The sequence below is a fragment of the Streptomyces sp. NPDC048584 genome (assembly GCF_043199595.1).
In the GTDB taxonomy this organism is placed as follows: Bacteria; Actinomycetota; Actinomycetes; order Streptomycetales; family Streptomycetaceae; genus Streptomyces; species Streptomyces edwardsiae.
This window is the reverse complement of sequence record NZ_JBICWF010000022.1, coordinates 16,885-37,857: the sequence shown is the minus strand read 5'-3', so window position 1 is coordinate 37,857 and position 20,973 is coordinate 16,885. Positions and strand designations below refer to the sequence as shown.

2 protein-coding genes are annotated in these 20,973 nt (G+C 73.5%); both read left to right on the top strand.

What is annotated here, in order from left to right; genetic code table 11:
- Window position 1 precedes the first annotated feature (1 nt).
- Window positions 2–349: a hypothetical protein gene (locus ACGFR9_RS33825; RefSeq protein WP_393216490.1), complete on the top strand. Its 348-nt coding sequence runs from the start codon at window positions 2–4 to the stop codon at window positions 347–349.
- On the top strand, window positions 350–20,932 hold the full coding sequence (locus tag ACGFR9_RS33820) for a lonely Cys domain-containing protein (RefSeq protein ID WP_393216488.1): 20,583 nt from the start codon (window positions 350–352) through the stop codon (window positions 20,930–20,932).
- Window positions 20,933–20,973 lie beyond the last annotated feature (41 nt).

Genomic DNA, 20,973 nt, shown 5'->3' with positions numbered 1-20,973 from the left:
CATGGCCGGCAACTATTCCGCCGACATCCAGGCGATTCTGCAGGGCTCCAGGCACCTCGCCGACGCCGTGCGCTACGGCGACGAGATGCTGCCCCGGTTCGAGACCGGCAACGCCCGCTACTCGGGCTGGTGGGGCGAGGAGGGCGGCGACGACGACTTCGCCAACTCCGTCGGCCCCCAGGTCCGGCGCGAACAGGAACAGGTGACGGCCACCGTCCTGGCCATCACCAGCGGCTTCATGGCGCTGGTCGACGCGGTAGCCGCCGAGGCCGACCATGTGCAGCGGCCGCAGGTCCAGGCGCTGGACGACATCGAGGCGCAGGGCTCGGAGAGCGAGACCAGGCGCTGAATGGCGATCATGTTCGCGCCCGCCCTGCGGGAGTTCCTCCAGGTCTATGTGGGCGCGAGCGTCGCCACCGGCAACGAGGACCTGGGCTTCGACAGCCGCAACCCGTACAAGCGGCTGGCGGACGACGTCAGGGACCTGTCCGACGCGATGAAGGGAGCGATCTCCACCGCCGGGAACTCGCTCCCGCCGCGGATCGCCGACCAGTTCGTCGCCGCGATGAAACTCTTCGTCGACGACAACGGTCAGAACCATCTGCAGAAGTTCTCCGACGAGCTGAGGGACATCGGCTCCCAGCAGATCGACCGCTCCATCAAGCTGTCCGAGGCGAAGTACCAGATCCTCATCGAGTTCATCCTGATGAACATCGAACTGGCGCTGATCGCCGCCCTGTCCGTCTTCACCGGCGGTACGTCCCTCACCGAGATCGCCATCCAGAAGGCGCGCACCGCCCTCACCATCCTGCTGCTCCTCCAGCGGCTGGGACGGGCCATCCCCACGCCCCTGTCGGTGCTGCTGGAGGCGATCCAGGAGGCGTTCGTCGCGTTCGCCTCGCAGCTGATCTCCATGACCGCGCCCGACGACCCGGAGCGCCGGCGCAACAAGTTCGACTGGACGGACATCGGCCAGTCCGCGGTCGCCGGCGCCTTCGCGGGACTCTTCGGCGGAATCTTCTCCCAGTTCGCCGGCCCGATCGTGAAGAACATCTTCAAGAACAACCGGACCTGGAAGGAGTTGTTCGACCTCCCTCTCGCGTTCGTCAACGAGGGCCAGGCGGAAACCTTCGCGGAGGCCTTCACCAGCCTCATCTTCCTGGGCACGTTCACCCTCAACCCCGGCACGTTCCTGAGCGCCGGCCTCAGCGGCCTCATCTTCGAAGGGGCCTCCAGCGGGGTCGAGTTCGGCGGCAAATGGCTGTACAACAACTACTTCAAGGACATCGACCTCGGTCCGGACGGCATCAACGACCTGCCGGGCGGCGGCAGTCGGTACGACGATGACGAGAGCGCGAGCGGCAGCAAGTTCCGCTACGAGAACCGCTACGACGACCCCGCGCCGTACCAGGACACCTACACCGACCCGAGCTCCTCCTACACATCGCCGTACCGGCCGCCCGGCGGCGACTCCTTCTCCCGCACCGACGACTTCAGCGACACCTCGTCGGTCTACAGCGACAGCGACACCGCATCCGTCTTCAGCGACATCAGCGACGTGTCGTCCGCGTCCTCCTTCTCGGGCCACGACACGACCGGCGGAGGCGGCAACACCGCCACCCCGTACGGACTCCCGGGGGCGACGGGTGCGACGGGTGCGACGGGCGCGGCCAAACCGTCGTACTCCACGACCCCGCCGTACTCCACGGCCGCGTCGAACGCGTACGACGACGACACCTACCGGAACTCCTCCGCGGACGGCACGGACCCCGACACCGTCTTCTCCACCCTCAACCCGTCGTCGACCAGGACCCCGGGCGCCGACGGAACCGGGGACACGGACTCCTCCCTCCCGGTCAACAGGCCCGCCACCGTCGGATCCGACGCCCCGGACCCCTACCGGTCCGTCCGCACCGAGTCCGTGCAGCCGCCGGCCGTCGACGAGACGCCGTTCAGCTCCCCGGCGCCGTCCGGGATTCCGACCGGGACGTACTCGGACCCGGGTTCCCCCGACTCGCTCGACATGATCATGGACTGGGAGGAGGACCAGGAGTCCACCGCGGAGCGGTACGAGCGGCTGCTCACGGACGTGTTCGGCCCCGCGATCTCGACGAACCCCCTCCACCCCGCCCTCCACGACGCGCTGTCCCATCTCGACCAGCTCCGGCAGTCCGTCCCCGCGCTGCGCGACGGTCCGCTCGACCTGGACGCCGTGACCCGCGAGGTGCTGCTCCTGGACCCCGCAGCCCCGGTGACCGACGCACAGCGCGGCGAACTGTTCCGGGTGGCGCTGGACCCGGCGGTGGAGCACGCGGGCAGCCTGGCCTCGCTGGCCGCCTTCCACCTCGAACTCCGGGGCGTGTTCTCCGTCAGCCACGAGCTCACCGCCGACGACGGCGGCGTACGGGGCCGCAACTGGACGGACACCGCACCCCCCGACACCGGCCTCACCGAGGCGGGCGGCGCGGTCCGGCAGCCCGACGGCAGTCTGCACCCGGCCGCGCCGGAACCCGCGCCCTGGCACCGGCCGGGCGAGCCGGCGCCGTACGTCGTCATGGCGGAGGGCGACCACCGGCACGTCGTCGTACGCGGCTACGACGGCGCGCCACGCCAGGTCCCGGTCGACGTCTTCGCCGAGCTGCTGGCCCGCGACCCCCGGCTCACCGGGCTGCCCCCGGACACCCCCGTGGTGCTGCTCGTGTCCGACGCCGGCGCGCGGGGCCTGGATCTGCCGCGCCAGGCGGCGGACCGGGTGGGCCGGGAGGTCTGGTCGGCCAACGGCAAGGTGCTGGTGTTCCGGCAGCCGGACCCCTCGCTGCCGCATCTGCCCTCCCTGCTGTACGGGGACGGCAGGCCGAACCCCGAGTGGATCCGCAGCGAGCCCGGTCAGGTGCTCGACCCGGCGGAGCGGGAGAACGCGCCGGAGTGGGAGCGGGAGGTGCTGTCGCACAGCGTCGTCGACGACGGGGGCCGGACCATCGGCCGGGGCGTCTTCGAGGACGCCGAGGCGCCGGGCCGGATCGTCGCGCTGAAGCTCGCGACCGAGTCGTCCGAACTGTGGCACTACGACCCGGCCACCGGTACGTCGGTCAAGGACGACGACCCCGTGCCGTTCGCCGGCAAGCCCGTGTACGTCTTCAGTGCCCACGCCGTCCCGGGCGCGACCCGGACGCCGACCGCGACGGACCCCGGCCACTACTCCCGCCGGCAGGAGACCGGCGGGATGCTCAAGCGGCGGCCGAGCCTGGCCCGGCTGCCGCAGGACCACGCCGTCCTCATGGAGGCGTGCTCCAGCGCGGAGCCGCCCGGTGTGGTCCGCACCCGCAGGGGCATCGCCGACACCTTCGTCCCCGACCCGCTGGCGGTCGTCAGCGAAAGCCAGCACGTCGCCAACGAGACCGGGCGCACGGCGTACGGCGGCACCCATATGGTCGGCTTCGCGACGCTGCCGGACGGGTCGCTGGCGCACCGCCTCTACACGGACTCGCGGGGGCGGCGAGGCACGTGGGTGGAGCACCGGCCGGAACCCGCCGGCGCGCTTCTCGACGACCGCGCCATGGCGGCGGGCCTGCACACGGACCCGGCGCAGCCGGTCACCGACGCGACCCGGGAACAGGCCCTGCGGCTGGTGCGCGCCCTGCGGCTCGCCTTCGGCGTGGCGATCGAGGACGACAGCCGGTACGGCGAACTCCTCGCCGGAATCGGCGCGTTGGAGACCATGCGGGCGGCCGATCCGGCGCTGCGCGACCTCGGGCCGTTCTCCATGGACCTGTTCGACCGCGCCGCCCACGCGCATCAGGGGGGCGACGCGCACCGGGACGTGCTTCTCGCCGCCGCCGAGGCCGTACGCCTCCGGCCGGACACCGTACTGTCCGACTTCGTCGGCCTCCCCAGGGTCGCGGCCACCGCACAGCGGTTGGGTGGCCTCTCGGACCAGGACCTGGACGCCGAGGCGGTCCGCGTCCTGCGTCTCGACGACCGTCCGGAGGCCGTCGGGGAGCCCGAGCGGGCGCGGCTGTTCTGGGCGATGGTGAAGGCCCTGGAGTGGGAGAGCCGGACCCCCGATCCGGACGCCCTCACCGCCCGCGTCCTGCACCTGGACCGGCCCGACCCGGCCCGGCGCGGCGACCTGCTCCACCTGGTCGCGCAGGCGGCCGCCGTCGGCGTGGACGTGGATGACCTGACCGAACTGGGCGCCTTCCACCTGGAGACGCTCGGCGCCCTCGACCCCGCGACCCAGCTCCGGGGCGCCGACGGCACCCCGGTCGGCCGTCATTGGGCGCAGGCGCCGCCGAACGCGACCATGGCGACCGACCGGGTCGTCGTCGCCGCCCCGAAGCAGGGCGGCGGCTTCCAGCCGGTGGCCCAGGAACGGCCGCCGTGGAGCACGCCGGGCGGACCTCCGGCGTACACGGTATGGGCCGGGGGCGGCCACGACCACCTGCAGCTGAACCTCCCCGGCGGCTTCCGCGCCCGCGTGCCCTACGACGAGGTCGCCGAGCTGCTGGCCCGCGACCCCGAGCTCAACGCCCGCCCGGCGAGCGGCACGGACATCGTCCTGGCGGTGTCGAAGGCGGCCACGACACCGGCCACCGGCACCGCCCCCGATCCGCGCGCCGTGATCGGCGCCGGGACCGGCCGCACCGTATGGGCCTCGCGGGGCAACGTCGCCCTGGCCGGCACCGGCCCGAACCGGCCGTACGTCCCCACCCTGCTCCCCGCCGCCCCCGGCCGCCCGGTGGCCGCCGACTGGGCGGCCGTCCGGCCCGCGACCGCGCCGGCCGACGACGTCACCTTCGCCGACCGGCGCGAGCCCGAGCCGCCCGCCGCGCTCGTCGGCCTCCTCGACCCCGGACCGGCCGGCGGGCTCGGCACCCCGCTGCCGAACCTGGACGGCCTGCTGGCCGACCTCGGTGAACCGCTGCCGGACCACCTGGAGGACGCGGCGGCCGGCGACCCGATGACGGAGATCGGCCCGGAGGAGGTCCGGCAGCAGGAACTGCTGACGGACCTCTACGGCCCCGGCATCCTGACCGGCCCCCTGTACCCCGAACTCCGCGACGGGCTCACCCGCCTCGACCGACTCCGCCGAGACGACCCCGAGGTGAGCTTCGGCCTGCTGCCCGGCGGCCCGCCCCGCCCGTTCGACCTGGACGCCGTGGTCCGCCGGGTGCTGCTCCTGGACCACACCGCCCCGGTGACCGACGTACAGCGCAGCCGGGTGCTCGGCCTCGTCACCTCGGAGGCCGCCGCGTCGGTGTCGAGCCTGGCCGGCCTCGCCGCGCTCCAGCTCCAGCGGCAGGGCGTGCTGTCACCCACCCACACCATGACCGCCCCCGACGGGCGGATCCGCGGCCGCGACTGGACGAACACCGTCGTGCCCGACCTGGATCTCACGACCACCGGGAAGTCGACCCTCCGTTCCGACGGCGGCCTGGACCGCGCCGATGTGCACACCGCGCCCTGGCACCGCCCCGGCGAGCCGGAACCGTACGTCGTGCGGGCGGAGGGCACCCACCGGCACATCGTCGTACGCGGCCACGACGGCGCCCCGCGCGCGGTGCCGCTCGACGTGTTCGCCGAACTGCTCGCCCTCGATCCGGAGCCGGCCGGGCTTCCCGCGGACGTGCCCGTGGTGCTGCTCGTCTCCGACGCCGGCGGCCGCGGCCTGGACCTGCCGCGCCGGGCGGCCGACCGGATCGGCAGGGACGTCTGGTCGGCCAACGGCGGCGTGGACGTCACCCCGCGGGACGATCCGGCCCAGCCGTACGTCGTCTCCCTGCGCGGCGGCCGGGGGCTGCACCGCGCCGACTGGATCCGCAGTATCCCGGGCCAGGTGCTCGACCCGGCCCAGGCCGCGAACGCGCCCTACTGGGAACAGGAGACGCTGTCCCACACCATCGTCACCGACCAGGGGCCGATCGGCCGGGGTGTCTTCAAGGACACCGAGCCCCCGCAGACGATGAGGAACCTCCGGTACGCGACGACGGCGACGGACCTCTACCACTACAACAAGGTCACCGGGGAGTGGCACAAGGACGCCGAGCCCGTCCTGTTCACCGGCAACCCCCTGTACGTCTTCGCCGCGCACGCCAAGCCGGGCGAGACCCGGGTGCCGACCGCGGCCAACCCGGACCACAGCACCCGGCGGGAGCGGACCGGCGGCATGCTCAGACGCCGGCCGAGCCTGGCGCGGCTGCCCAAGGACCACGCCGTGCTGATGGAGGCGTGCTCCAGCGGGGCGTTGCCGGGCCTGGTCCGTACCCGCCGGGGCGTCGACGACACCTTCGTCCCCGACCCGCTGGGCGCCGTCAGCGAGAGCCAGCACGTCGCCAACGAGACCGGACGCACCGTGTACGGCGGCACCCACACGGTCGGCATCAGCCGGCGGGACGGCGCCCCCGTCCACGTCATGCACACCGACTCGCGGGGCCGGCGCGGAAAGTGGGTGGCGCACCGGCCGGAACCCGCCGGGCCCCTGCTGGACGACCGCGCCCGAGCCGCCGGACTGCACACCGACCCGGTGGGGCCGGCGTCGCGGGAGATCCGTGAGCGGACGCTGCGGCTGGTACGCGCGCTGCGGCTGACGTTCGGGGCGGCCATCGAGGACGACAGCCGCTACGGCGAACTCCTCGCAGCCATCGGCGCCTTGGACACCATGCTGCACGCCGACCCGGTGCTGCGCGGAGCCGGCCCGTTCTCCATGGACCTGTTCGAGCGCGCCGCCCGCGAGATGCGCGCGACCGAACAGGGGGTCACGGACGGCGCGTTGACGCCCGACGCCTACCGGCAGCTGCTGGCCGGGGCCGCCGACGCCCTGCGCCGCGATCCCGGCGCCGTCCTCGGCGACCTCGTGACCCTGCCGCACATCACCACCGTGGCCGAGGGGATGGCCGGCATCCCGGAGCAGGACGTGAACGACGAGGCCGTCCGCGTCCTGGGCCTCGACCCGTACACGGCGGTCGTCGGACGGGCCGAACGGGCCGAGCTGTTCTGGGCGATGGTGAAGGCCCTGGAGTGGGAGAGCCGCACCCCCGACCCGGACGCCCTCACGGCCCGCCTGCTCCACCTGGACCTGCCGGACCCGGCCCTGCGCACCGACCTGCTCGACCTCGTCACCCGGGCGGCGGCCGCCGGCGTGGACCTGGACGACCTGACCGAACTGGGCGCCTACCACCTGGAGTCGCTGGGCGCCCTCACCCCGGAGACCCTGCTGTACGACGACAAGGGCGCCCCGGCCGGGCGTCATTGGGCGCCGGGCCCGTCCGGGCGGTCGGTGGACGCCGACAGCGCCCTCGTCATGGCGGCGACCCCGGACGGCGGCCACCGCCCCCTGCGCCGGGCGAAGCTGCCGTGGACCGCCGACACCACGAGGCCGGCGCCGTATCTGGTGCGGGGCGAGAGCGGGCCCGACCACCTGGTGATGACCCTGCCCGGCGGAGTACGCGTCCGGGTGCCGTACGAGGAGGTCGCCGAACTGCTGGCCAGGGACCCCGGGCTGGGCGCACGCCCGCCGGCCGCCGACGTCGTCCTCGCCTCCACCACGACGTCCGCGTCGCCGGGGGCCGTGGACGTCCTCACGGCCGGAACCGGCCGAGGCGTGTGGACCTCACCGGGCCCGGTGGACCTGCTCGCCCAGAGCGATCCCTCGGACCCGCACGTCCTCGCCCTGCTCCCCATGGCCGACGGCCGGCGCCAGCGGGCCGACGACTGGACGGTCACCCGGCAGGCGCCCCCGGCGAACCCCACGACCCCCGACACCACCTTCGCGGCCGAGACCACCACGACCGTCGCCGTCCCGCCGTCCACCGAGCCCGACCCGCTCCCCGCGGACCGCCCGCTCCTCGACCCCGCCATGACGCCCCCGCCACCCGCGCGCACCCGCCGCACCCCGGCCCGCTTCACCGACGGCCGGCGGATGCCCGCGTACGTCGACGACCTCCAGTCACTGCTCCCCACCGGCCTCACGGCCGCCGAGGTCGACCAGCTCCTCACCAACCCGAGCACGTTCGGCCAGAGCACGGTCGTGCTGCGCGGCACCGAGCATGCCCTGGACACCATCGACCGCGAACTGGCGGCCAGGCCGGACGCCCGCCCCGCCGACGGCACCCGGCTGCTCGACGACATCCGGCAGACGCTGCAGGACAAGCCCAAGACCCTCGCCGACGGCCAGGGCCGCCCGTTCCCGTACGTCAACGCCGACGGAAGGACCCGCGTCCTGTGGATCAGGGCGCGGCACTACGGCACCTGGGCCCCCTTCGACGACGGCATCGGCGACTCCACGAAGATCGACAGCATGCACCGGGCGGCCGCCACCTTCGGGCTGACCAAGAACATGCAGGCCAACTCCCAGTACGGTCTCGGCGGTCCGATCGGCCCGGCCGGCGCGGCGGCGTTCGGCGGCTTCGGGCGGATCGCCCTGCGGTTCGGCTTCATCAACAAGGTCGGCTACACGCTCACCGACCAGCGGATGAACCAGATGGAGACCCGCACCCTGGACAAGTCCCGGGCCTATCTGGACGACGTCCACTACGAGATACGCGTCACCGACACCGCCGGACGGCTCGTCACCGGCACCGGCACCGACCCGGACGCCCCCGCACGGTTCTCCTTCGGCGTCCGCAAGGGCCTCCTCGTACGCCTCCCCGACAGCGTGACGAAGATCCCGGAGCCGGGCAGGATCCCCCGCTCGATCACCCTCGACCGCGACTCCCAGTACCGCTTCGTCCGTATCGAGGGCTTCGGCCCGGTCGCCGCGATCCGCGACTGGGCGGCCGCGCAGATCGGCGCGCTGCCCGGCAGCTCCGCCTACACCGAGCTGGACATCTTCTTCTCCGGCGACAGCTTCCAGCGGCACGCCGGCACCATGGCGCGCGGCCGGATCACCACCCCGCCGCTGTTCGCCGACGACAGGAGGAAGTCACCGCTGGGCGTCTTCGTCGTGGAGGAGCTGATCCCCCGGGCCGCCGTGCTCGTCGGCGAGACCGACCAGGCCGAGATGCGCGACATCAACACCTCGACCGTCCGCAGCGAACGCAGCCGGGCCCAGGGCCGGAGCCTGCTGCTGCAGGCCGTCGCCGGACCCGCCTTCAACGTCCACGACCCCGGCGCGGCCCCCTTCGACCTGCGGCTCCAGTTCGGTCCCACCGCCCAGTACTCGTACGCGAAGACCTGGTCCGTCGGACTCGGCGCGGCCGGCACCATGCGCTCCGCCGGACAGGTGAAGGGCCCGAGGACCGCCCTCTACCTGGTGGTGAAGTCGGTACGGGTGCGCCGGGCCGGTGACAACGGACCGCCCACGCGCTTCCTGACCTGGAGCCTGGACCGCATGACCAGCTCCGAGGCCCGGCGGCTGGCCGGATGGGACGACGGCACCGCGCTCGCCCTGCGGAGCGGCGCCGCCCCGCCGCACGTCCCGGCCTATCTGACCGTGGACCGCCCGCGCACCCTGGGCATGCACCGGGTGAAGGAGTTCACCTTCGACGACGGTCTGCGCACCCGCGTCACCCCCGACACGGCGGACGGCGTCGGCCGCACCCTGCTGGACGCGTTCGCCGACGGGGTCGTCCAGGCCATCGGCGATCTCAACCAGGGGCTCGTGGTCCCGCTCGACCAACTGCTGCCGCCGAACCTGCCCAAGGGCTGGCGCGCCCGCTTCGACGACCTGCTCCGACGCGACCCCGACCAGGTGCTGAAGGCCGCCCAGAGCCTGCCCGTGCCGCGTCGGTGGACCGACCCCGTCACCTACCGGATCGCGCTCCAGAACACCCTCCAGGTGCTCGGCGTGCTCTCCCAGCAGAACGTCACCGCGAACCTGGAGGCGCTGACCACCGTCGGCCTGCCGGTCCGGCTCACGGACCCCGACTCCCTCGGCACGGTCTACTACACCCTGCGGGTGCACGGGACGCTGACCCGGCGCCGCTACGAGGGCAAGGACGTCCACGAGGGCATGCGTTTCAGTGCTCAGGGCATCGACCGGCTGGACGGCCAGATCAGCGTCAAGCAGGGCGTGGACCTGGGTTTCGAGGGCACGTTCTCGGGCCGGGACAACGAACGCGACGAACTGGCGGGCCTGCCCCGCAACACCCTCGGGCTGACCCTGGGCGCCCGACAGGGCTGGCAGTGGGAGGCGGAGACCACCTTCGGCTCGACCGTCACCAACGAGCCCATGTCGGTGAGCAACCAGCCCACCCACCTCTACCGCTACGACCTCGCCCTCACCGCGAGCCTGAGCGGCTACTGGCGGCCCCGCGGCCTGGTCCGCGGCCTGGGCCTCGGACTGCCGGGACTGCTGGTCCTCGACGAGCCGGTCAATGTGCTGTTCGGCCGGAACGCGCTCGGCCGGCTGCGCGGAGGCGGACCCATGACCGGCCAGGTCCTCCTCGGCGTCCCCGTCCAGCACACCCCCGACGCCGACCCGTACGCCGACGGGGCCCTCAACCCGTATCTGACCGACGAGCCCGACCCCACCCCCATGCCCACCGACCGGGCCCTCGCCCTGGCCAGGGGCGACCTCGAACTCCCTGACGGCACCGGCACCGTACGGCTCGCCGACCGCGGGACACCACAGTTCAGGGAACTCCGCCAACACCCCTTCGTCATCGTGAACATGGTGCTGTCGCCCGCCCTCGTCGCCGAGGTCGACCGGGTCCTGCGGGCCGCGTCCGGCGGCGCCTGGCAGCTGGTGAAGGAGGGCGCCCCCACCCGCGACGCCATCGTCCGCACCTTCACCCCGCAGTATCTGACGTCGAGCTTCGACCAGAGCTCGGGCCCGCTGGGCATGGTGGGCAGCGGCCTGCTCGGCAAGGGGCCGTACGGCCAACTGTGGGGAACCTTCCGCTACACGACGACGGTCGGCGGCCTGCGCGCTCTCACTCCGCCGATGTCCATGGACACCGAGATGACACTCGGCGGCACCCGGCAGGCCGCCGGCAAGCTCAGCGCCGGCACCAGCTTCGTCTTCGGCGGCCAGCTGATCTACTCCGTCGCCCAGAACCCGGGACACGGCATCATGGGCGGATACGGCATCGTCGCCAACCCGTTCTCCAGAACCGGCACGCACAGTCTCAGCGTCGTACGGACCGTCGTCGCGGACATGAACCGCAAGGGGTTCACCCACCAGGTGCTGGTGGCCGGTGACGTCCAGCACTGGTTCGCGTTGACGTCGAGCCGGCTGGGCACGGGCCGGATCGGCAAGGCCGCCGCGGGCAGTTCACTGGTGCCGAGCACCCTCGCCGGGGCGGCCGGTACGGAACTGACCAGCCCCGGCGGTCTGCTGGGTCATCTGCCGGAGAAGAGCGCCCACCGGATGGGGCTCATCGACGACGGCTTCGGCGACGTCCCCCGCTACACCCGGCAGCCCTGGACGCCCCAGCCCTGGATGCGTGGCGCCGCCTTCGGCAGCTACGCCGTCAACGCCCTCGATCCCACCGACGTCCTGCTCGCCTTCGACGCACGGATCGGCAAGCTGGGGCTGGACGACCAGAGCCGGGAGCGGATACGGCAGTTGGTGACGGCACGCGCCACCCGCGCGCTGAAGGGGGAGATGACCACCACCGGCCCGTCGACCCTGGTCAAGGCGGGCGGCTGGGGCTGGGACAGCGTACGGATCGGCAGCCGGAGGGTACGAGTACGCGTCGAACTGCTGCCCGGAACACCGAAGTTCGAGGGGCTGGACCACAGCGCCGAGCTGGAGGAGAACCGGCGGGCGATCGAGACCGCCCAGCGGAACTCGGAGTCCTCCGCCGGGGCGGACCTGGGATTCCTCACCAGCCAGATGGTGCACACCGGCGACCCCCATGTCCCGGGCGCCGGACCGACATACACCGAGACCGGGTCGAACCGCAAGACGGTCGCGTCCAGCCACACGGTCACCACCGTCACCATCTACCGGGCGGCGTCCACCGAACCGCACGCGGAGATCGTCACCCCGTACCGGATGCGCGTCACCCTGGAGGCCGACGACACCCCCCACACCGGCGCACCGGCCCAACCGGGCCTCAGGGAAGCGGAGTCCACGGCCCTCGACCGCTTCCGGGGCCGGCTGACCCTCGTCGAGGAGGACGACGTCGGTGAGCTGCGCGAACATCTGCCACTCAGCCTGATGGAGCCCGTGGCGACGACGGAAGGAGCCGCCCGGCTGCTGCCCGCGCCCGATCCGGCGGCCGACCCCGCCCTGTCCGGCCCGCCCCGGCCGGTACCGGTCCCCAAGGACGGCGAGGCACTGACGGTCCTGGACGGGGACGGCGTCGTACGGCCGTTCACGTTCCCCGAGAACGGCATGCACCCCCGCGGGATCATCGGCATCGAGAACATCCGCATGGCCGGCGACCTCCTGCTGACCAAGGCGTACGACGTCGGCTTCTCCCTGCGTGCCCTGGAGGCGGAGGACGGTCCCGACGAGGACACCCTGACCGAACTCCTGCGCACCACCCGGGACACCGGGCTGACCCGCCTCGGCACCGGCTCGGCGCAAGCCCTGGAGGACGGCACCAGCTCGACGGCCGTCACCGCGTTCTTCCCCCGTACCACCGAACCGGGCGGCTACCAGGTGGCGGGGCTGACCGAGAAGTCCCTCGTCGGCACCGACACCGGACGGCTGACGCTGCGCTCGGCCCCCGACTTCAGCCGCGCGTTGCTGCTCACGGTCGCCGACGGCAAGAAGCTCGAGGTGCTCCGACGGTACGGGGAGAACGCCGGCACATCGTCGTCCGTCGAGCACAGCCAGTCCGCGAACGTCGGCGGCGGCTTCCTCTACGACTCGCCCGCCAACGCCGGCCTCAACCAGATCGGGGTCTTCGTCCCCGGCCCGAGCGACCTCGACGCCGATGTGCTGCCGGTCGGCGACGACCATCTGACCTCGCGCAACCTCAAGCCCAAGACGGGCCGTTCCTTCCTGTTCGCCGTCCCCGCCACCTGGCTGAGCGTCGGCGACGTGCACCGCGGCATCGTGGACTCCAGGCTCGCCAACCGGATCAGGGGCGGCACCTTCGCCAAGGCCCGCTCGGGTCCGCAGGCCATGGAGTCCGAGGCGTACGTCGTCACCTGGATCCGGGAGGACGTGGCCCGTGACCTGCGGCTGATCACCGACGCAGACTTCCCCGACAGCGTGTCCAAGGCGTGGGACGCGGTGGAGAGCGCGAGCAAGGCGTGGGTCGACGCGGACAAGGCGTACTGGAAGAAGCGGCGCGCCTCCAGCGGGCTGCGCGCCGACCTCGACGCCGCGCAGGCCGTCGTGGACCGGGCGGCCCGAATCGCCCGCGCTGCGCATCGGCCCGTGGATCTGGCACGGACCGACGTCGACACCGCGGACACCACGCTGAGCCGGGCGGAGTCCGACGCGCGCCGCGACCGCGGCATCGCGGACACGACCGTGGCCACCGCACAGGCCGAGGTCGACGCCTTCGCCGACGACATGTACGCCGAACCCGACCACGACGGCTGGGCGGAGCTTCTGCGGGACGAACAGGACGCCGCCGTGGTCCGGCTCGCCGAGGCGAAGGAGACCGCCCGGACGCTGCGGGCGGCGGCCGAGCTGCGGCTGGAGACCGCGCGCACGGAGAAGGCGGCGGCCGACGCGCGGCTCGACGCGACCCTGCTGTCGGCCCGCGCGCCCGGCCGGGCCCTGGACGAGGCCACCGACCTCCGTGACACCGCGCGCGACGCCTTCGACAAGCGACGCGGTGAACTGGACGCACTCCGGGACACGGCGGAGAAGGCGGCCGCCGAGTACCACCGGGTACGGTCCGGGGCGGACCAGCTCACCCGCTGGCACCGGCTCGCCGCCACCCCGGAGGGCCGGGCCGAACTGGACGGCCTCGCCGAGCCGCCCGCCGTGACCTACCAGGCCCCGCCGAAGGCCCCGGTGGTCAAGCCCCCGGCGCCGCCCCGCTACACCAGGACCGCCACCGGTCTCACCTCCCCGACCGGGGAGACGTACACGCTCCAGGACGTGCCCAGGGACGGCGACGCGTTCTTCCGCGCGCTCGCGCGGGGCCTCGAACGTGCCGCCCCCGGGCTGTTGGCCGCGCACGGCATCGACCTCGCCGACCCACGGGCGATGGCCGACCTGCGCCGCAGGATGGCCACCTGGCTCACCGACCACGCCGACGCGGAACTCCTCGCCGCCGTCACCCCCGACCACACCGACACCTTCACCCCCGAGGAGATCGCGGCGGCGGGTGTGGACCTCGGCACGGACACCCCGGCACGCCGTGAGTTCGACGGCCTCGGCGGCCTGATGCCGCACGCCGCCGACCTGACGCCCGAGGTACGGGCCGAACTCGCCGTCGCCCAGCTGCTGCGCCGGGGCGACGCGGCGTCCGAGTCCGGCTGGAACCACGCGGCCTCCGACCTGCTCCCGCTGCTCGCCGCCCGCACCTTCGGCGTACGCGTCACGGTGGTCACCGCCGACGGCTCGTTCCAGGACTTCACCCCGACACCCCCGACGACGGACCCGACCCTCACGGGCACGTCGCCCCACCCCGACGCCCAGGTGATCCTGAGCCTGGACGACCGCCACTTCCAGCCGGCGGTACCGACCACACCCCCACCCCCGAAGCCACTGCCGGCGCCGAAGGGCACGGATCCCGCGCCGAAGGGCACGGATCCCGCGCCGAAGGGCACGGATCCCGCGCCGAAGGGCACGGATCCCGCGCCGAAGGGGACGGATCCCGCGCCGAAGGGGACGGATCCCGCGCCGAAGGGGACGGAACCTCTTCCGAAGGGGACGGAACCCCTTCCGAAGGGGACGGGGACGCTCACCGAGCCCACGATCCCGCTCCCGAAGGCGGCAGACCCCCTCCCGAAGGGCGAATCGGAACCCCTCACCAAGGGTTCCGTCCCCACAAGCACGGAAGTCCCGGAGAAGACCGGCACCCCCGCCCCGAAGGACACCGAGAAGCCCTTCGAGCCGGAGCGTGAATCCGCCCCGGCGCGGGGCCGGCGCGTGCCCGTGCCCGGGACGGGGGAGTGTCTGCTCTACTCCTTCATGGCCGGCGACCCCGCACACATCCGCACCCGGCTCCCCGGTCTCGCCGCCACCGACCCCGCCGCCCACGACTGGCTCGGCGACCCCGACGCCGTACGCGGCGAGCTGCGCAGGCTGTCCGCGTCCGGCGCCGGGAGCGGCCCCTCCCGTGTCGCCCTGCGGGCCATGCGGTCCTCCATTGAGGGCTACGTGGGCCGCAGCGGCGGCCGGCTGCACCCGCAGATCGTCGGACAGTTCCGGCAGACGGTCGCCACCGAGTTCGAGACGCGCGTCCGGGGCATGGACCGGCCCGGCATGCTGGCCCTCCTCGCCCACCACGGCATCCGGCGCGTCCCCGTGGCCGAGGCCCTCGACCCCGCCGACCTGGCGCGACGGTACGTCGACGCACGTATGGCCGCCCGCCCCGCCGACCCGACGATGTCCCCGGAGGACGCCAGGGCCGTCCTGGGGGCGGACGCCGAGAACCTGAGCCCGCGCCAGATGTTCGACCACCTGGAGCGGAACGGCCTGCTGCCCGCCCCCGGCGACCTCGACGACACCGCCCTCGTCCGCCTCCTCGCCACCGCCTACACCCAGAGCACCGCCCCGCTGGACGACACCGAGTCGGCCCGGCTGATGGACGCCGTCGTCAACTGGGAGCACCGCTGGGGGACACCGGAGGGTGAGGTCTTCCTGCCTCTCCTCGCGCACGCCTTCGACCTGCGGGTCGACGTGGTGCGGTCATTCCCGGAGGGCGCCCGCCGGGTCAGCGGCGCCGGACCCGACAACGCCACCCGCTGGACGGAGGTCTACTACAACGGCGTCAACCACTACGACGGCAGCGACGCCGGCGCCCGCGACCGCTTCGGCGACCCGGTCCTCCCGAAGCGGATCAAGGACGAGGAACGCGACCAGGGCGGCGACGTACGGCTGAACCCGCTGTGGGTGCCGCTGGACGAGGCGGACCCGAACCTGCTGATCACCGGCAACCGGGACGCGGTGTGGCTGTACACGGTGACCGATGACGGGAGGGTGATCCTCGGTACGGAGGCCCTGAGCGGCATCATCACGCCGGAGCAGTTCGACGCGCTGCTGGCGGGCATGCGGGAGAAGGACCCCGACCTGACGGCGGAGTCGCTGCGCGGGGCGCTGGACGGGCTCGGCCACACCGGTATCGCCGCCGGTTTCGTCACCGAAGGCGAGGAGGACGCCGGCCGGACGCTGCCGGGCCGCAGCCGGGTGTCCGGTGAGTTCCGGTGGAGCGCGGAGCAGGGGGCCTGGGTGGTGAACGACAAGTCGGGCCGCTATATGAGCGAGACGGTCCGCCCGGGCCTGGACGCGGCGGCGGCCGCCGACTGGCTGACCAATGTGGCGGCCCTGTTCAGCGCCCGGCTGGGCGTCGTCGTACGGACCGACCAGGTGAAGACGGCCCCGCCCCCGCCGAAGGACCCCCCGCCCGCGGCCCCGCCCCCGCCTTCGTCCCGCACGACCACGCAGACCTCCCCGCCCACCGACGACACCGGGAAGCTGGACACCGCCCGCCGGGTCGGCGCCGTACTGCACGGCCTCGGCCACCCCGTGGTACTGGCCGGAGCCGCCCGCGGCCGGGTGCAGTTCGGGCAGTCCCGGCCGCTGGGCGCCGTGGAGTTCCAACTGCCCGCACCGCCCCCCGTCGCCACGATCCGCGCGGCGCTGCCCGGAGCGTCGGTACGGATCAGGCCCGGCACGGGTGGCGCCCGGGTCCTCGACGTGTCGATGGACGGCGTCGACATCACGATCACGGCGACGGACCGCCCGCCCGCCGGCACGGTCACCGTCGACGGCTTCACCCTGCCGGCCCCCGCCGACTCCGTGGCCGACGCCGCCCTCGCCCTGGCCACCGGCACCGACCCCGACCTGCGCGGCCGCGACCTCCTCGACCTGCTGTGGGCACGGCACGCCGACAGCGCCTCGCGCACGGACACATCGGTCCTCGCGCACCAGGACGCCTACCGCTCCGGCTCCCTCGCCGTACGGCTCAGCGAACTGCTCGACTCCGCCGCCCTCGACCCCGACGCCCTGGCCCGCCATGAGCGGACCTGGCGCGCCCTCGGCATCACCGAATCCGAACTCGCGAAGATACGCGCCGAGTTGACCGCCCTGGCCGACGAACTGAGAGCCCTCCCGGAGGTCACCACCGACCCGGTCCGCTCGCTCGCCGCGCGCCTGCCCGGCCTGTCCACCGCCGACCGTGACGCGGCGCTGGCGCTGCTGCCGTCCGCGCACCGTGAGCGGCTGGCCGCCGACCCCGTACTCGTCGACGCCCTGCGCGACGCCCTTCCCTCAGCCGAATTCGCTGTGGTCGCCGCTCAGTTGCTGACACAGGTGCCCGACGGGGTCGAACAGCCCGTCTCCGCCGGTGGCCGGGCCCGTACCCAGGTGGCCAGGCTGCTCCAGGACCCGGATGTCGCCGCGCGGCTGCTCAAGGGCGGTTCGCGGGTCGTGGTGGTGCCCAGGAGCGAGGTCATGACGGCCCAGGACGCCTTCCGTCATCTGCGGGGCGGACTCACCGACGACGGCCGCCCCTGGGAGACCGTGCGCGGCGCGGGCCTGCGCAGCGCTGCCGTCACCGAGGAGAACCTGCTGGGCGAGCGCACCACCGTCCCGGACGCTGAGGACGCACAGGCCGACGGCTACTCGACGACCGTGCACGAGGTCGCCCACACCATCCACCTGTACGGCCTGGACCCCGTCGACCAGCGGCGCGTCACCGACGCCTACGAGGCCACCCGGCGAATCGGCGAGGCGGGCGCCTGGCCGGACGGCGCCCTCCACGGCCAGGACGCCGACGGCCGTCGTAGCGCCCCCAACTACAGCAGCCGCGACGAGCGCGAGTTCTTCGCCCAGCTCACCAACGTCTACCTGATGACGAACGGCGGCTTCGACCCGTACACCGGGCTGCCGCGCCACAACGACGGCCCGGAGTGGGTGCGCGAACACCACCCGGACCTGTACCCGTTGCTGCGCCGCCTGTACGGCGAGGGTCCCGAACCCCGCCCCCGCCATCCGCGGAGTGTCGCGGCCGCCCGGCCGCGCGGAGTGCGTGCCGCCGAGGTCAACCCCGTCGACGCCACCGACGTCGAGAACGAGGCGCTGGCCCGCGCCCGCGCGCTGTGGGACGTCGCCGAGGGCCGGCGGGGTGACGGCGACGACGCCTACGTGGCCGTCCGCGCCCTGTGGGACGGCACCACCGGCACCCATACACCCCAGCCGCACACCCCCGCGCCGCTGCCGCTGCCGCACCCCACCCCCGTACCGCCCACGGAGCCTGCCGCAGCGCCGCCGCCCACCGACGGCGCGGCACAGCGGCGGCTTCGGGAACTGTGGGCGGTCGTCGACGCCACCTTCGGATCCCAGCCGCTCACACAGGAGTTGCGCAACGGACTGTTCCACTCCCTGCGCGTGATCGAGGCGGCGCGTGCCGGACACCCCCGCTTCGGCGGCGCCCTGGACCTCGACGGCATCACCCGGACCCTGCTCCATCTGGCACCGGACGAACCGGTGGACGCGGCCCGGCACTACGACGCCTTCACCCTCGCGAGCAGCGCCCACCGCAGGGGCCGGGTCGGCAGCCTGGCCGCCATCGCCGCCTACGGGCTGACCCGGCAGCACGGCTACCCGCAGCAGACCCTCCTCAGCGGCGCCGACAACACGCCGTACGGCAGGAACTGGACCGGACGCACCGGCATCCGCCTGCACATGGACGTCGTCGCCGACCCGACGGGCGTCCACCCCTCGCTCTGGGGGCCGACCGCCCACGCGGTGCTGGGCCGGCGCAACGAGGAGGGACTGCTGCTGGCGGGCGGAATCCCGGTGTCGGAAGAGGAGTTCGCCGAACTGGTGCTGCACGACCCCACGCGGCGGCCCGGCACGCCCGTGGTGATCCTGATCGCCGACGAGGACGGCCACAACGAGACCCTCGCCCGCATCGTCGCCGACCGGACCGGAACGCGTGCCTGGTTCAGCTACGGCGATCTGCGGCTGGAGACGGCCCCGGACGGCCTCCGGGTGCCCGTGCTGGCCGCGCCCGCCTCCGGGGAACCGGCCGGGGCCTGGATCCCCGCCGACCCGGGACTGGTCCCGGACGATCCGGAGGCCACCGTCAGGGCGGCGAACAACACCCTCTTCCCGGACACCGACATCCACTCGTATCCGCTGGTCACGGTCGACGGACAGACACTGACCGGGCGGGTGTTCCTCGACGCGCACGACATGGCGATGCGCGACGAGGCCATGCGGGTGGTGTCCGCCATCCAGCAGCACATCCTCGTCATGGAGGGGCTGCCCGGTGTGTACGCCGGGAAGGAGAGCGGCCCGCTGCCCCTGCCGCGCGGTCTTGCCGACTCCTACATCGCCGTCGGCCACGGCGACAGCGGACGCACCACCCTGGCCCGCCGCAGCACCGGCGCCAACCAGGCGGTGCATCCGAAGCAGTTGGGCCGCGTCCTGGCACGGCGCAAGAGCCTCCGGACGCTGGCCCCCGACGTACCGGTGTGGCTGCTGATCTGCGAACTGTCCATGACCCGCCCCGACCAGGACCTCCTCACCCACCCCTCCTCCGCCCAGTACGTCGCCAACGAGGTCCGCCGCACCGTCTTCACCGTCGACCGGCAGATCACCCCGAGCGAGGCCGCCGGCGGTCTGCCGCCGCACCTCATCGTGTACGACGACCCCGACAACCCCGCAGGTCACATAGGGGAGTTCCCGCCCGAGCCGAGGACCGTCGCCCTCGACGCGCTCGCCGACCTCGGCGGACTGCCCGACGGCCTGCCGGGACGCACCGACCGCGCCCTGCACTGGGTACGGGCCCTGCGGCTCACCCACGGCGCGCACATCGACTCCGACCCCGCCCGGGAGGCGGAGTTCCACGGGCTGATCGAGGGTTTCGGCGCCCTCGAACGGCTCCGCTTCCAGGCGGCCGGCAACAGCGACCCCGGCCTGCTCACCTGGGGCGGGCTCCAGCACATCGCCGGACAGTACGCCACCCGGCACGGCTGGGACCGTACCCTCACCCCCGGCCTGCTCGCCCATCTGCTGCACGCCGCCCGCACGGGCGGGCTGACGGCCTCCGACGTGTCCGGCCCCGACGCCTCCGCCGCGCCTCCAGCCCCCTCGCCGCCCCGGCCCCGGGTCGCCTTCGAGCACCGCAACCGGGACATCACCGACCCGGTCCAGCGCCGCCGACTCGCCGACCCGGGACTGGATCCGTCCCGCACGGCGGCGGCACGGGAGGGCAGCACCCTGTGGTCGCACAGCGGCGACGCGGCCCCGAAGCCCCACCCCGACCCGGGGCACCATCACATCGCGGCGACCGACGACCGCGCCTTCGGCAGCGAGTCCCTCGGCCAGTGGAGCGCGAGCGACCCCGGCGACCTCGGCCCGGAACAGCACTCGGGCCCCACCCCCGACATCATCACGTCCGGCGACGAGGAGTCCCACCGCCAGTGGATCGCGGAACAGGTGTCCCCCTCCGACCTGCCCGCCCTCACCGAAACCGTCACCCTCACCGAACTACGGAACGCGGGCATCCCGATCACCCCCGGAATGGAGGTCGAGGCGGGACTGGGCGGAGGCGTCCGGGCCGGCGCCCTGCCCCCACCGGACCAGATCCGCCTGCTGATGTCCCGCCCCACCCCCTGGCCGGCCGCCCTCGAAACGGCCCTGGCCGCCACCGCGCGCCGCATCTGGCACACGGCCTTCACGGACTTCGAGCCCACGACCCGGAACGCCACGCAGACATGGCACACGGCCCTCGGCCTGCTCCTGCCGGGCGAACCGGACGCCGTACTCACCGACTGGCGCCGCACCGGCGAGGCTTACCGCACCGCCGTCCGCCACCTGGCCGACCTTCTGGCGGCGCAGGGCACGGCCTCCTGGAACATCGAACTGCTGGCCACCCGCTTCCGGCGACAACTCCTCGATTGAATCGCCGAGTTGCTGCATACTCGACTTCTGTTGTCGTGCAC